General features: G+C 65.1%; 13 protein-coding genes and 1 other RNA gene. 10 read left to right on the forward strand and 4 right to left on the reverse strand.

Features of this window, described 5'->3' with window-relative positions:
- Positions 1-2,598: DNA gyrase subunit A (gyrA, locus tag ACR2JA_RS16865; protein ID WP_434010232.1), on the reverse strand; the 2,598-nt coding region annotated here is incomplete at its 3' end.
- Positions 2,599-2,858: 260 nt separating this feature from the next.
- Between gyrA and ompA the strand changes: the two genes are divergently transcribed.
- The 5 genes from ompA to ACR2JA_RS16890 all read left to right on the forward strand — a co-directional run bounded on the left by ompA (position 2,859) and on the right by ACR2JA_RS16890 (position 6,208).
- Complete coding sequence (gene ompA / locus ACR2JA_RS16870; protein ID WP_434010233.1) at positions 2,859-3,542, forward strand: outer membrane protein OmpA; 684 nt, start codon at positions 2,859-2,861, stop codon at positions 3,540-3,542.
- A 67-nt stretch (positions 3,543-3,609) separates the two neighbouring features.
- Positions 3,610-4,317 (forward strand): bifunctional 2-polyprenyl-6-hydroxyphenol methylase/3-demethylubiquinol 3-O-methyltransferase UbiG, encoded by a 708-nt coding sequence (ubiG, locus tag ACR2JA_RS16875; RefSeq protein WP_434010234.1) that lies wholly within the window; start codon positions 3,610-3,612, stop codon positions 4,315-4,317.
- Positions 4,314-4,988, forward strand: a complete 675-nt coding sequence (locus tag ACR2JA_RS16880; protein WP_434010235.1) for an HAD-IA family hydrolase — start codon at positions 4,314-4,316, stop codon at positions 4,986-4,988. Before ubiG ends, ACR2JA_RS16880 begins: the two co-directional genes overlap by 4 nt.
- Positions 4,989-5,001: 13 nt before the next feature.
- Positions 5,002-5,378, forward strand: a transfer-messenger RNA (tmRNA) gene (ssrA, locus tag ACR2JA_RS16885).
- A 92-nt stretch (positions 5,379-5,470) separates the two neighbouring features.
- The gene (locus tag ACR2JA_RS16890) at positions 5,471-6,208 is read left to right on the forward strand and encodes a 16S rRNA pseudouridine(516) synthase (protein WP_434010243.1); all 738 of its coding nucleotides are present in this window, start codon (positions 5,471-5,473) and stop codon (positions 6,206-6,208) included.
- A gap of 22 nt (positions 6,209-6,230) precedes the next feature.
- Here the strand turns inward: ACR2JA_RS16890 and ACR2JA_RS16895 are convergent, their stop codons facing one another.
- The 3 genes from ACR2JA_RS16895 to ACR2JA_RS16905 all read right to left on the reverse strand — a co-directional run bounded on the left by ACR2JA_RS16895 (position 6,231) and on the right by ACR2JA_RS16905 (position 9,402).
- Positions 6,231-6,962: a DUF2726 domain-containing protein gene (locus tag ACR2JA_RS16895; RefSeq protein WP_434010236.1), complete on the reverse strand. Its 732-nt coding sequence runs from the start codon at positions 6,960-6,962 to the stop codon at positions 6,231-6,233.
- A gap of 162 nt (positions 6,963-7,124) precedes the next feature.
- Entirely contained in the window at positions 7,125-8,480 is a 1,356-nt protein-coding gene (locus ACR2JA_RS16900; RefSeq protein WP_434010237.1) for a M48 family metalloprotease, read from the reverse strand.
- Between the two features lie 91 nt (positions 8,481-8,571).
- Positions 8,572-9,402 carry an alpha/beta fold hydrolase gene (locus ACR2JA_RS16905; protein ID WP_434010238.1) on the reverse strand — a complete coding sequence of 277 codons (831 nt, stop codon included), beginning with the start codon at positions 9,400-9,402 and terminating at the stop codon, positions 8,572-8,574.
- Positions 9,403-9,495: 93 nt separating this feature from the next.
- On the opposite strand from ACR2JA_RS16905, the gene ACR2JA_RS16910 reads away from it, so the two are divergent.
- The 5 genes from ACR2JA_RS16910 to ACR2JA_RS16930 form a co-directional block, all read left to right on the forward strand.
- Positions 9,496-10,398, forward strand: a complete 903-nt coding sequence (locus ACR2JA_RS16910; RefSeq protein WP_434010239.1) for an EI24 domain-containing protein — start codon at positions 9,496-9,498, stop codon at positions 10,396-10,398.
- Positions 10,395-11,207, forward strand: a complete 813-nt coding sequence (locus tag ACR2JA_RS16915; protein ID WP_434010240.1) for a competence/damage-inducible protein A — start codon at positions 10,395-10,397, stop codon at positions 11,205-11,207. Before ACR2JA_RS16910 ends, ACR2JA_RS16915 begins: the two co-directional genes overlap by 4 nt.
- Before the next feature lie 274 nt (positions 11,208-11,481).
- Positions 11,482-12,897, forward strand: coding sequence for a type I glutamate--ammonia ligase (gene glnA, locus ACR2JA_RS16920; protein WP_434010241.1), 1,416 nt, complete (start codon positions 11,482-11,484; stop codon positions 12,895-12,897).
- A 187-nt stretch (positions 12,898-13,084) separates the two neighbouring features.
- Positions 13,085-13,630: a hypothetical protein gene (locus ACR2JA_RS16925; RefSeq protein WP_434010242.1), complete on the forward strand. Its 546-nt coding sequence runs from the start codon at positions 13,085-13,087 to the stop codon at positions 13,628-13,630.
- A 56-nt stretch (positions 13,631-13,686) separates the two neighbouring features.
- A partial coding sequence (locus ACR2JA_RS16930) for a two-component system sensor histidine kinase NtrB (protein ID WP_434010244.1) occupies positions 13,687-14,513 on the forward strand: 827 nt, incomplete at its 3' end.

The following is a 14,513-nucleotide window of genomic DNA, read 5'->3' on the forward strand; positions in this document are numbered from 1 at the left end:
GGCCGGATCGCCGCTGGCGTCGTTCTCGACGATGCGCTGCAGGCCCGACAGCTGCGAGCCGTCATCCAGGCTGATCAGCGTGACGCCCTGGGTGGCGCGACCCATCTCGCGGATCTCTGCCACGCGGGTGCGCACCAGCACACCGCGATCGGTGATCAGCATGATCTCGTCGTCGGTATGCACCAATGTGGCAGCCACGACCTTGCCATTGCGCTCGCTTTGCTGGATGGCGATCATGCCTTTGGTGCCACGGCCATGGCGGGTGTATTCGCCAATGGGCGTGCGCTTGCCGTAACCGTTGACGGTAGCGGTCAGCACACTTTGCTCTTCGTCTTCGGCCACCAGCATGGCGATCACGCTCTGGCCGTCTTCCAGCATCATGCCGCGCACGCCGCGCGCGTTGCGGCCCATCGGGCGCACGTCGTTCTCGTCGTAGCGCACCGCCTTGCCGCCGTCGGAGAACAGCATCACGTCATGCTTGCCGTCGGTCAGCGCCGCGCCGATGAGGTAGTCGCCCTCATCCAGGTCGACGGCAATGATGCCGGCCTTGCGGGGGTTGCTGAACTCATCGAGCGCGGTCTTCTTGACGGTGCCCATGCTGGTGGCCATGAACACGTAATGGTCGGCGGGGAAGCTGCGGAATTCGCCGGTGAGCGGCAGCACCACGTTGATCTTCTCGCCTTCGGCCAACGGGAACATGTTGACGATGGGGCGGCCGCGCGAGCCGCGTGAGCCGGCGGGCACTTCCCAGACCTTGAGCCAGTAGAGGCGGCCGCGGTTGGAGAAGCACAGGATGTAGTCGTGCGTGTTGGCGATGAAGAGCTGGTCGATCCAGTCGTCTTCCTTGGTCGCCGTCGCCTGTTTGCCGCGGCCGCCGCGCTTCTGGGCCCGGTATTCGGACAGCGGCTGACTCTTGATGTAACCGCTGTGGGACAGCGTCACGACCATGTCGGTCGGCGTGATCAGGTCTTCGGTGGAGAGGTCCTGCGCGCTGTGTTCGATCTCGCTGCGGCGGGCGCCCAGCTTGGTCTGGCCAAACTCGTTCTTCACCGCCACCAGCTCTTCACTGATGATGGTCGAGACGCGTTCGGGCTTGGCCAGGATGTCCAGCAGGTCGTCGATGACGGCCATCACGTCCTTGTACTCAGCAACGATCTTGTCCTGCTCCAAGCCAGTCAGGCGCTGCAGGCGCATCTGCAGGATTTCCTGGGCCTGCGTCTCGGAGAGGCGGTACAGGCCGTCGGCCTGCATGCCGAACTCGCGTTCCAGGCCTTCGGGGCGGTAGTCGTCGGCGCTGATGGTGCCGCCATCAGCCTTGGCGCGGGTCAGCATCTCGCGCACCAGCTGGCTGTCCCAGCTGCGCGTCATCAGCTCGGCCTTGGCCACCGGCGGGGTGGGGCTCTCGCGGATGATCTTGATGAACTCGTCGATGTTGGCCAGCGCGACGGCCAGGCCTTCGAGCACATGGCCGCGTTCGCGTGCCTTGCGCAACTCGAACACCGTGCGGCGCGTCACCACCTCGCGGCGGTGCTCCAGGAACACTGTGATCAGGTCCTTGAGGTTGCACAACTTGGGCTGACCGTCGATCAGCGCCACCATGTTGATGCCGAAGGTGTCTTGCAGCTGGGTCTGCTTGTACAGGTTGTTCAGCACCACTTCAGGCACTTCGCCACGCTTGAGCTCGATCACCAGGCGCATGCCGGACTTGTCCGACTCGTCCTGGATGTGGCTGATGCCTTCGAGCTTCTTCTCGTGCACCAGCTCGGCGATGCGCTCCTGTAGCGTCTTCTTGTTGACCTGGTAGGGGATCTCGTCAACGATGATCGCCTGGCGCTGACCCTTGTCGATATCTTCAAAGTGGCACTTGGCGCGCATCACCACGCGGCCACGGCCGGTACGGTAGCCGTCCTTGACACCATTGATGCCGTAGATGATGCCGCCGGTGGGGAAATCGGGCGCCGGGATGATCTCCATCAGCTCATCGATGGAGCAGTCCGGGTTCCTGAGCGAATGCAGGCAGGCGTCCACCACCTCGTTGAGGTTGTGTGGCGGGATGTTGGTGGCCATGCCCACGGCAATGCCGCCCGAGCCGTTGACCAGCAGGTTGGGCAGGCGGGTCGGCAGCACCAGCGGCTCTTTTTCCGAGCCGTCATAGTTCGGGCCGAAGTCCACCGTCTCCTTGTCGATGTCCGCGAGCATCTCGTGCGCGATCTTGGACATGCGGATTTCGGTGTAACGCATCGCGGCGGCGTTGTCGCCGTCGACCGAGCCGAAGTTGCCCTGGCCGTCCACCAGCATGTGGCGCAGAGAAAAGTCCTGCGCCATGCGAACGATGGTGTCGTACACCGCGCTGTCGCCGTGCGGGTGGTACTTACCGATCACGTCGCCAACGATACGGGCCGACTTCTTGTACGGCCGGTTCCAGTCGTTGTTGAGTTCGTGCATCGCGTACAGCACACGCCGGTGCACAGGCTTGAGGCCGTCCCGCGCATCGGGCAGGGCGCGCCCCACGATCACGCTCATTGCGTAATCAAGGTAGCTGCGGCGCATCTCCTCTTCCAGACTGATGGGCAATGTCTCTTTGGCGAACTGGGTCATGGGTGGAGGCGGCGTGGCAATGTGAAACGGAAAGGCAACATGACATTTTAGTGGGCGGCCGTCCGGCCTCCGCGGTGCGGAACATGTTGTTCATCCACAACGGCATTGGGCAGTAGGTCGAAAGTGGTGTCGCCCAGGGCTGCCCTGCCGAAGGTGCTGCATACATGCTTGTGGCACAATAAATTCAGCGTTTTGAGTGGTGGTCACTTCAAGCGTCATTGTTGATATCCAGCCCCCCGGGGTTCATTACGAGGAAAACCATGAAAAAACTGAACAAAGTGGCAATGCTGATTGCAACTGCCGCCATGGCTTCGGCTGCCGGCGCCCAGACCATCGACAACTGGCGTGACGCGTCTTCCAACCTGGTGTGGAAGAACGGCACCAACGAACTCTGCTGGCGCGATGCCAACTGGACCCCCGCCACCGCCGCCGTCGGCTGCGACGGCGCCATCGTGCCCAAGGCTGCTCCTGCTCCCGCACCGGCTCCCGCACCCGCCCCTGCTCCCGCACCGGCTCCCGCTGCTGTGGCACCGGCTCCCGCTCCGGCACCTGCTCCCGCACCGGCTCCCGCTCCGGCCCCCGCTGCCACCAAGGTGACTTACGCGGCTGACGCCTTCTTTGACTTCGACAAGGCTGTCCTCAAGCCCGAAGGCAAGGCCAAGCTGGACGATCTGTCTGACAAAGTCAAGGGCATCAACCTGGAAGTGGTGATCGCTGTGGGCCACACCGACTCCACCGGCAAGGCTGGCTACAACCAGGCCCTGTCCAACAAGCGTGCCGAAGCTGTCAAGGCTTACCTGGTGAGCAAGGGCATCGAAAGCAACCGCGTCTACACCGAAGGCAAGGGCATGGACCAACCTGTGGCCGACAACGCCACCAAGGAAGGCCGCGCCAAGAACCGTCGCGTGGAAGTCGAGGTGGTCGGCACCCGCACCAACAAGTAATCCCTGGATCGCTTGAAAAAAACCGCGCTTCGGCGCGGTTTTTTTATGGGCTGGCGATAATCGAAACATGAATCCTAATGTGAATGCCGACCCGGCCGAGCTGGCCAAATTTTCCGATCTGGCCCACCGCTGGTGGGATCCCGAGAGCGAGTTTCGCCCCCTGCACCAGATCAATCCGCTGCGGCTGAACTGGATCGATGGCCTTGCCGCGTTGACCGGTAAGACCGTGCTCGATGTGGGTTGTGGTGGTGGCATCCTGTCCGACTCGATGGCCCGCAAAGGTGCCCAGGTGACGGGTATCGATCTTTCGACCAAGGCGCTGAGGGTGGCGCAACTGCACGCGCTGGAAGCTGGTACCGCGAATGTGCAGTACCGCGAGATCAGTGCCGAGGCGCTGGCAGCCGAAGCACCGGCGTCGTACGACGTGGGGACCTGCATGGAGATGCTGGAGCACGTTCCCGACCCTGCGTCGGTGGTGCGGGCGTGTTCGCAGTTGGTCAAACCTGGTGGCTGGGTGTTTTTCTCCACCATCAACCGCAACCCCAAGTCCTTCCTGTTCGCCATCGTGGGGGCTGAATACGTCTTGCAGATGCTGCCCAAAGGCACGCACGAGTACGCCAAGATGATCCGCCCCAGTGAGCTGGCGGCGTATTGCCGCGAAGCCGAGCTGGAGCTGGCGCAGACCCGGGGCATGGAATACAACCCCCTGACACGCCGTTACTGGCTCAGCGGTGACACCAGCGTCAACTACCTGCTGGCCACGCGCAAGGCATGAAGCGGCCCGCTTTCGCCGTGCAGGCGGTGTTGTTCGATCTGGATGGCACCTTGGTCGACAGCGCTCCCGATCTGGCGCTGGCTGCAGAACGCATGCGTGCTGCTCGCGGCCTGCCTCCCTTGCCGATGTCTGGCTACCGCCCGCACGCCAGTGCTGGCGCACGCGGCATGCTGCAGATTGCGTTCAGTCTGGCGCCAGATGACGAACGATACGACCGGTTCAAGCAAGAGTTCCTGCACGAGTACACCCAGTGCCTGCTGCACAGCACCGCCTGCTTTGACGGCGTTGCCGAACTGGTGGACTCGCTTGAACGCATGTCCCTGCCCTGGGGCATCGTCACCAACAAGGCGCAGCGTCTGACAGAACCTGTCCTGGCCGGTCTGCCCACCCTGGCGCCTGCTAGGGCCGTGGTGTGCGGCGACACGCTACCCAAGGCCAAGCCGCACCCTGATCCGCTGCTGGAAGCGGCTCGGCGTCTGGGCGCGGCACCGACCGCGTGCCTCTATGTGGGTGACGACGAGCGGGACATCGTGGCCGGGCGTGCCGCGGGTATGTTCACCGTGGCGGCACGTTACGGTTACCTGGGTGAAAGCGGGGAAACCGGGCACTGGGCGGCCGACGCGGAGGTGAATTCGCCACTGGAGGTCTTGAAATTGCTCCAACTGCCTTAAACTCTGTCGCCTAGGGGCTGCACTGGTTTCGACGTGGGTTCGGGCACGCAGCAGGGCATGTCGAGGTTCTGTCACCTCGTAAAACCGCAGAAAAAAACTAACTGCAAACGACGAACGTTTCGCACTCGCCGCTTAATCCGGTGAGCCTTGCAACAGCAGGCCGATAGGCTGGGCAAGGGCGGTCGCAAGACTGTCCAGGCTGCAAGGGAATTTTTATCGGCTGGCTCCGCGTCGGGTACCTTGGCGTGGGGCGAGATCCAAGGGTGCTGGTTGCCTGCGTAGCGTGTCGCTGCGCGACGCGGGTGGCGAGACTCAAATCAGACGACTACACATGTAGAACTGCGCGGAGAAGGCTTGCGGACGGGGGTTCAAATCCCCCCAGCTCCACCACCTACCCAAAAGCCTCGAAGCTTCACTGCTTCGGGGCTTTTTCATTGGTTCGCGTCCATGGCGCGTCCGGTTCCAGGAAGTGATTCGGCATGCTGCAATTGCAGGAGATTCTTTTTTCTCAAGGGTTTGGTACGCGACGTGTCTGTTGTGGCTTGGTCCAACAGGGGCTGGTCCAACTGGGCGAAGAGCGGCAACCCTGTGTGGATCCGACCGAGCGGCTGGAAGAGGAGGGGCTGGTCTTCTGGGTGCAAGGAGAGCGCTGGGCTTACCACCGGTTGGCCTATCTGCTGCTGCACAAACCCGCGAGCACCGAGTGTTCGCAAAAACCCAGCACCTATCCCAGCATCTACACGTTGCTGCCGGCGCCCTTGCGCACCCGCGGTGGCGGTGCGGCGGCCGGCGTTCAGGCGGTGGGACGGCTCGACCAAGACACGACGGGGTTGCTGCTTCTGTCCGATGACGGCAAGTTCATCCACCGGTTGACTTCGCCCCGCCACCATGTGCCCAAGGTGTACGAGGCCTTGGTCAAACATCCGCTGGACGGGCGGCAGATCGCACGTCTGCTCGAAGGAGTGGTGCTGGACGACGATCCGCGCCCTGTTCGTGCCCAGGCGGCCGAGGCGGTGAACGAGCATCACCTGCGCCTGACACTGACGGAAGGCAAGTACCACCAGGTTAAACGCATGGTGGCCGCTGTGGGCAACCGGGTGGAGGGGTTGCACCGCTCGTCCATTGGCGGTCTTGGGCTGGACGACTCGCTACCGCCCGGCCAGTGGCGTTGGCTGACTGCAGACGAGGTGCGTGCGTTGGTGGAGAAGCCGACCGCCTGACCGGGCAGAGCCGGCGGACGGCTCAGAGCAGGTCGCCCTTGCGGCTGTCCAGCGGCACCAGAAAGGAATTGTCCTGCCATTGCGACGTGAAGTCGCTGGAGCGTGTGTCGCCGGTGGTGCTCGACGGCCAATTGGACATGGGGCTGAAGTCGCTGTGGCGGATGTTGCGCTGGCGGTTGATCGCCGAGCGCAGGTTGGCCTGCGCCGCGATGATGGCCCGCTCTTCTTGTTCGCGTTCGCGCATGCTTTGAGCGGTGGGCGATTCACCCAGGAATTCGGCCCGGATTTCGGCCACGGTGGGCAGGCTGCTGGAGCGCACCACCCAGTAGGGCAGGCCGCACTGGGTCAGCAGCGAGTGTTTGAGCATGCGGGTGCTGCGCGGTAGCGCGTTCTTGCCGGGCACGTCCAGGCAACCCATCACCTTTCCGTCGGCCTTGCAGATGGTGAAGGTGCAGTACACCCCGCCCAGCAGTCGGTACCAGTGCATGCCTTGTTCGCTGTCGCGCGGCAGCGTGAAACGCGTGACCGGCAGCTTGATCATGATGTGATGGTCGTAAAAAGCGCGGGCCAGCCAGTGCCAGACCCGGGCCTCTTCGCTGTTGACCAGAGCACGCGTGCTCAGTGGCCAGTGCTTGGGGATGCGGCGTTGCTCCCGCGCCCGGTGGGTGGCCCAGGCACGGTGCAGCAACGCGCCCAGCGCCAGCAAAGCGGGCACCAGGGCAGTGAGCAGCCAGGGATCGTTCCAGGAGGTCATGGGGGCGTGGGGAGCGACCGTCGGGACGATGGTCGAATATGTATCAAAGTGTATTGAATTGGCGCGCCGCTGGCCGTGGATCGGGCGCCGCTGATCGGTCGATAGCGTGAATTGTTCTCGGTTTGCCGCTCTGCGCGGGGTGTCTGCCGCCGGACGGACCGATCAGCGCAGCATCCCCCAGGCTTGCAGTCGGCTGGCGGCGAACTGGGCGGCCTGGCCTTGCTGGCTCAGCCGCAGGTACTGGGCATAGTGCTGCGCCGCCTGCTGGCGCTGGCCCATGCCTTCCAGCGAAACGCCTTTGAGAAACAGCACACCCGGGTCCCCCGGCAACTGCCGGTCGAACCGGTCCAGTCCCTCGAAGGCGGCGCCCGGGTCGCGCAGGCTCAGGGCCAGCACGCCGCTGAGCTTGTGGGCTTGCGCTTCTTGCGGGTAGATGGCCTGGGCTTGCTGGGCGTACTGGCGGGCTTCCTGGGTCTTCTTCTGGGCCTGCAGGCATTGCGCCATGCGGAAATGACCGGCGTAGTCGCGCGGGGTGAGTTTCAATGCGCTGGCGAAGGCGGTCTGGGCTTGGCTGTAGCTCTGCGATGCCATGGCGGTTTCGCCGTTCTGGCAGGCGGTGATGGTGGGTTTGATCCGGCGCAGGCTGCTGGTGCTGTCCATGAAGCGTTCGCGCTGCGTGGGGGCGTTGGCGCTGCTGGCATAGCGCTGGCGGGCCTGCTGCGCAGCGGTGTTCAGCCGCTCGCTGCTCATGGGGTGGGAGGAGAACATGGTGGACAGCAGACTGGGCGCTTCCTTTTGTTGATCGACCAGCAGTTGGTGCAGGGCGGTCATGCCTTGTGCCGGGAAGCCGGCACGCACCATGTATTCCTGCCCCAGCGCATCGGCTTCGCGTTCGTGGTCGCGCGAATAGCTGGCCAGCAGAGCGCTGGCGCCGATCTGGCTGCCCAGCCCAACGAGCTGGCCCCACTGCGAGTCTTGCGCGGCGATGTTCAGCCCCAGCACGGCCGCCTGGGCCACCATGGCCTGCCCCTGGCGCTGGGCGGCGTGGCGGGCGTTCACGTGCCCGATTTCGTGCCCGAGCAGGGCGGCCAGCTCGGCCTCGCTGCCCAGCTCGGCCATGATGCCGCGCGTCACGCCCATGGCGCCGCCGGGGAAGGTGTAGGCGTTGACGTAGTTGGCGTTGAGCACGCGGTAGGAGTAGGGCATGTCGGGCCGGTGGCTCAGCGCCTGCAGCCGTTTGCCCACGTCGCCCACGTACTGATTCACCGCCGGGTCCTGGATGGCGCCGAGGTCTTGCGAGAACTGGTGCGGCGCGACCTGCGTGTCCATCTGGCGTTCTTGCGCCTCGCTCATGCCCACCACGATGGACTGGCCTGTGACAGGCGACTTCGCGCAACCCTGCAGGCCTGCCATGCCGAGGGTGCTGGCGCCCATCAGCCACAGCGCCTGGCGGCGGCCGATGCGGTTGGCCTGCAACTGCTGGGCCAGCGCCTCAAATGCGGGGGCTGAGGTGTTCATGGAGGCTCCGGTGGACAAAACCCGTGGATTTTGCCCAAAGGCCGGTCGGGCGTACATCCCGCAAACAGGGGGCGAACCAGGGCGCAGGTGGCTACGGCAGCACCGACAGGAAAGGGGCGATGGCGGCGGTGAGCGCATCGGGCTGGTCGCGGTGCGGGCTGTGGCCGCAGTGGGGGATGGCGACCGTGCGGGCGTGTGGGGCGGCCTTTGCAATCTCTCGCAGTTGCTCCAGCGTGCCGTATTCGTCCCCTCCGCCCTGCACCGCGAGCAGCGGTGCCTGGATGCGGCGGCAGTCGGGCCGGATGTCGAACGCGCGAAACGCAGGGCTCAGCCAGACGTCGTTCCACTGCCAGAACGCGTTGTCCACGTCGGCGTGGTAGCGCGCCAGGCGCTGTCGCAGGCCCTTGCCGTCCGTGTCGGTTGCTGCACTGGCCAGGTACAGGTCCCGGGCGGCGGTGATCGCTTGCAGCGCCACGTCTTCCACCCAGACGTGCGGCGCGATGGCCACGCAGGCGCTGACCGGGTGCTGGCTGGCGTGCAGCAGCGCGATGGTGGCGCCGTCGGAGTGGCCGATCAGCACCGGCCGCTCAATGCCCAGACCCTGCAGGAGGCGTGGCAGCACCCGCTGCGCCTCGATGTGCATGTAGTCGGGTTCATGGCGGCCGATGTGCCAGGCGCCGTCATGGCGCGGCGCGCCACGGACGTCGGCCACCGGATCGGACTGTCCATAGCCCCGCCGCGAATACAGCCAGCCCGCGCGGCCCGTGGCGGCGCACAGTTCTTGCGGCCAGTGGCGCCCGCGCTGCGGCCACATCGCGACGCTGCCCAGACCTTCGTGCAGGAACAGCAGGGGTGCGCGGCCGGGCGGCCCCGGAATGTGTGCAGTTTCGAGCTGGATGCCGTCGATCTCAATGCGTTGCATGCGTCGCATGTTAGTGGCCGGGCGGGCCCAGGCTGTCGCTGGCGCAAGCCCTTGAGCGGTTTCTGCTGCAGGGGAAAGGGGTATTCTTCCGGCATGAGCCTGTTGTTCGATTCTTTCTGGCGCGCCGTGGCGTACTGCATGCACCCACGGGTGATCGCGCTGTCGTTCCTGCCGCTGGTGCTGATGGTGGTGCTGTCCTTCGGCCTAGGCTATTTCTTCTGGGACGCCGCGGTGGCCTCCGTCACCGCCTGGCTTGAAGCGTACGAAATGGTGCAAACCCTCCTGGGCTGGCTCGAACGCGTGGGCATGTCGTCGTTGCGCACCGTGTTCGCTCCGCTGCTGGTGCTGGTGCTGGCCACGCCCGTCATCGTGCTGTTGTGCCTGCTGCTGGTGGCCGCTTTCATGACACCGGCCATGGTCGACCTGGTCGGGCAGCGCCGTTTCGCGCAGATGGAGCTCAAGCGCGGCGGTTCGATGCTGGTCAGCGTGTTCTGGTCGCTGGGCTCCACCTTGCTGGCCGTGCTGGCTTTGCTGGTGTCCATGCCGCTGTGGCTGGTGCCGCCGCTGGTGCTGATCCTGCCGCCCCTCATCTGGGGCTGGCTGACCTACCGCGTGTTCGCCTTCGACGCCTTGGCCCTGCACGCCAGCGCGCCCGAGCGCAAGGCCATTCTCAAAGAACACCGTGGCAGCTTGCTGGCCATGGGCGTGCTCAGCGGTTACCTGGGCGCCGCGCCCAGCCTGCTGTGGGCATCGGGCGCCATGTTCATCGCGCTGGCGCCGCTGCTGGTGCCGGTGGCGATCTGGATCTACACCCTGGTGTTCGCGTTCGCCTCGCTGTGGTTCGCGCATTACACGCTGGCCGCGTTGCAGGCGCTGCGGGCATCGCAAGCCGCTACCGTGGCCGCCACCACCGATGTCATCGACATGCCGCCGGCCGAGCCCGTGGCCCTGGCTCAGGACCGTCCCACACCCTCGCTTCCCCCCGCTGCACCATGAAACCCGCGTTCGGCCTCATCATCATCGGCGACGAAATCCTCTCCGGCAAACGCGCCGACAAGCATCTGCCCAAAGTCATCGAATTGCTGCAGGCGCGAGGGCTGTCGCTGGCTTGGTCGCGCTGCGTGGGCGACGAGCGCAAGCGCATCACCGCGGCGCTGCGCGATGCCTTCGCTACGAGTGATGTGGTGTTTTCCTGCGGTGGCATCGGCGCCACGCCGGACGATCACACCCGCCAGTGCGCGGCGGCCGCTTTGGGGGTGGATCTGGCCTTGCACCCCGAGGCACGCGGCCTGATCGAGCAGCGCATGCGCGACCTGGCGGCAGAGCGCGGCGAGGCCTACGACCCCGACCGGCCGGACAACGTGCACCGCTTCAACATGGGCGTGTTCCCGGTGGGTGCCAGCATCATCCCCAACCCTTACAACAAGATTCCCGGCTTCAGCTGCCGTGGCGCGGGTGGTGGCGTGGTGCATTTCGTGCCGGGTTTCCCGGTCATGGCCTGGCCGATGATCGAACAGCTGTTGGACACCGACTACGCCGCCTGGCACCAGCGCGGCGCCTGGCAGGAGCGGTCGGTGGTGGTGATGGGGGCGATGGAGGCGACCCTCACGCCGCTCATGGAAGCCGTCGAGCGGGAGCACCCCGTCAAGGTCTTCAGCCTGCCCAGCGTGGACCACCCGGAATACGGACGCCACATCGAACTGGGTGTCAAAGGCCGCCCGGACGCGGTGACCACCGCGTTTGCCCAGTTGCTGGCCGGGCTGCACGCGCACCATGCACAACTGGGCCCTGAATTGGTGCGTTGATCAAATGAGCTTTGTTGGTGCATTCTTGTTTCTTGTGCACCAATGTTGTGCAATTGATGTCTGAATGACGTCTTGGCGCGGACAAAGCGCCGCACCCAGGCGGTCTGGGCTGGCCGCATGAGCTGCCTTGGGGCACCGGCGCTGGGCGATAATCGAAAGCGGTGTGCACCGCGCACCATCCTCGCGGCATGCGACAGGCCTTCTGGTGGCATGGAAGCTGCTTGAACTGCCCCGTCAACCGATTTTTTACCCACCCAGCTACAGGAGCTTTTTGATGGCCAAGACCGTCGCAGACGTGATGCAAATGGTGAAAGACAACGACGTCAAGTTCGTTGATTTCCGTTTCACCGACACCCGTGGCAAATGGCAGCACATTACGATCCCGGTGTCCCAGTTCGGCGAAGACAAGTTCGAAGAAGGCCAGGCCTTTGACGGTTCGTCCATCGCGGGCTGGAAGGGTATCGAGGCTTCCGACATGTTGCTCGCCCCCGAGGCCAGCAGCGCGTTCATCGACCCCTTCGTCGAAGAGACCACCCTGGTGCTGGTTTGCGACGTGATCGAGCCCACCGACGGCAAGGCTTACGAGCGCGATCCGCGTTCCATCGCCAAGCGCGCTGAAACCTATCTGAAGGCCACCGGCCTGGGCGACGTGGCCTACTTCGGTCCGGAACCCGAGTTCTTCCTGTTCGACGAAGTTCGCTGGAGCAACGAGCCCGGCCACAGCTTCTACCAGATCGAAGAGTACGAAGCTCCCTGGAACAGCGGCGCCAAGCTCGAAGGCGGCAACCGCGGCCACCGTCCGCGCGTCAAGGGTGGCTATTTCCCCGTGCCGCCCGTGGACAGCACCATGGACATGCGCAACGAGATGTGCCAGATCCTGGAAGCCGTTGGCGTGCCCGTCGAAGTGCACCACCACGAAGTGGCTGGCGCCGGCCAGTGCGAAATCGGCACCAAGTTCTCGACCCTGGTCGAGCGCGCCGACTGGACCCTGCTGCAGAAGTACGTGATCCAGAACGTGGCCAACGTGTACGGCAAGACGGCCACCTTCATGCCCAAGCCCTACCACGGTGACAACGGCTCCGGCATGCACGTGCACCAGTCGGTCTGGAAGGACGGCAAGAACCTGTTCGCAGGCAACGGCTACGCCGGTCTGTCGGAATTCGCGCTGTACTACATCGGCGGCATCATCAAGCACGCCCGTGCCCTGAACGCCATCACCAACCCCGGTACCAACAGCTACAAGCGCCTGGTGCCGCACTTTGAAGCGCCGGTGAAGCTGGCCTACTCGGCCAAGAACCGTTCCGCTTCGATCCGCATCCCCAACGTGGCGTCGGACAAGGCCCGTCGCGTGGAAGCCCGCTTCCCCGATCCGCTGTGCAACCCGTACCTGTGCGTTGCCGCTCTGCTGTTGGCCGGTCTGGACGGCGTGGAAAACAAGATCCACCCCGGCGAAGCCGCCACCAAGGACCTCTACCACCTGCCGCCGGAAGAGGACAAGCTGGTCCCGACCGTCTGCGCCAGCCTGGACGAAGCCCTGGCCCACCTGGACAAGGACCGCGCGTTCCTGACCAAGGGCGGTGTGTTCACCGACTCGTGGATCGATGCCTACATCGAGCTGAAAATGACCGAAGTCACCCGCGCCCGCGTGGAAGTGTCGCCGGTCGAGTACGACATGTACTACAGCCTGTGATGCGCTCTCTGGCTCACCGTGTGTGGGCCGGATGCCGAAAAGGGACGACGGATGTCGTCCCTTTTTGCTTTTGGGCGGTGCGCAAGGCCCTCCTGTCGGGTGCCCGCGGCACTTTTGTCGGGGTTTTGATTCATACTGAAAAGCTGCCCGCAGGCGCTGTTGGCGCCCGTCCCATTTGCTCCACAACATGACGCAAACCTTCGTGATCCGATCGCTGGCCCCCTTGCTCGCCCTGGCCAGCCTGTCCGCATTGGCGCAGGACCGCATCTACCGCTGCGGCAACGAATACACCAACGATGCCGAGGTGGCCAAGGCCCGCGGCTGCAAACCCATGGACGGCGGCAACATCACCATCATCCAGGGCACGGCACCGCAAGCGCCCCGGCCGGTGGCTGCCGCCGCGCCGCGCCCGACCACGTCGCAGCCCGCCGCGCGCACCAGCGGTGAACGTGTCGACAGTGGCGAGCAGCGTGCCCGCGACAGCGATGCGCGCGCCATCCTCGAAGCCGAGCTGCGCAAGGCCCAGGACCGCCTGGCCCAGGCCCAGAAAGCCTACGCCAACGGTGCGCCGGAAAAAGAGGGCATCGAGGGCCGCAACCACCAGCGCTACCTCGACCGCGTGGCCGAACTCAAAGCCGCCGTGAGCCGCGCCGAGGGCGATGTGGCCGGTATCCAGCGCGAGCTTTCGCGTTTCAGCGGCGCATCGGCCGCTGCCGGAAGTGCCGCAAAATAGGCGGCTTGAAAAAGCCTGCCCCCCTCTCCCCAACCTCCCCGCTCCCGCCCGCTGCGCTGTCGGCCGCTGTCGGCACCACGGGACACGGCTCCCCCACCATCGCACAACGCTTCCAGTCGCTGGACCTGCTGGCCACCCTGGTGGCCGTGGTCGCGTCCGATGGGGCCGTGCTCTACGCCAACGCGGCGCTGGAAGACGCTTTGGGCATGTCCCGCCGCAGCATCACCGGCGCGCTGCTGCAGGACTGTTTCACCGAGCCTACCTTGCTGCAGAACGCGCTCAGCGGCGCCCACGGCAACGAGTTCGCCGCCCTGCGCTACGACGCCTGGCTCCGGCGCCTGACCCACGACCCCTTGCCGGTGCACGTGGTGGTGGCGCAGACCGACGTGCCAGGCGAGGTGATCGTGGAACTGCTGCCGCTGGAGCAGCAGACGCGCCAGGAGCGTGAGGAGCGTCTGATCGACCAGGCGCAGGCCAACAAGGAACTCATCCGCAACCTGGCCCACGAGATCAAGAACCCGCTGGGCGGCATCCGCGGCGCGGCGCAGCTGCTGGAACTCGAACTCGACAACAAGCAGCTGACCGAGTACACGCAGGTCATCATCCACGAGGCCGATCGCCTGCAAGCACTCGTCGACCGTCTGCTCGCGCCGCACCGCAAGCCCCACGTGGTCGGCGACGTCAACATCCACGAGGTCTGCGAGCGGGTGCGCTCGGTCATCCTGGCCGAGTTCCCGCGCGGCCTGAAGGTGGTGCGCGACTACGACACCTCCATCCCCGAGTTCCGCGGGGATCGCGAGCAGCTGATCCAGGCGGTGCTCAACATCGCCCACAACGCGGCGCAGTCGCTCGAGTCGCGCATCGAGGCCGGCGACGCCAGGAT

It is taken from the genome of Hydrogenophaga sp., assembly GCF_051007235.1.
In the GTDB taxonomy this organism is placed as follows: Bacteria; Pseudomonadota; Gammaproteobacteria; order Burkholderiales; family Burkholderiaceae_C; genus Hydrogenophaga.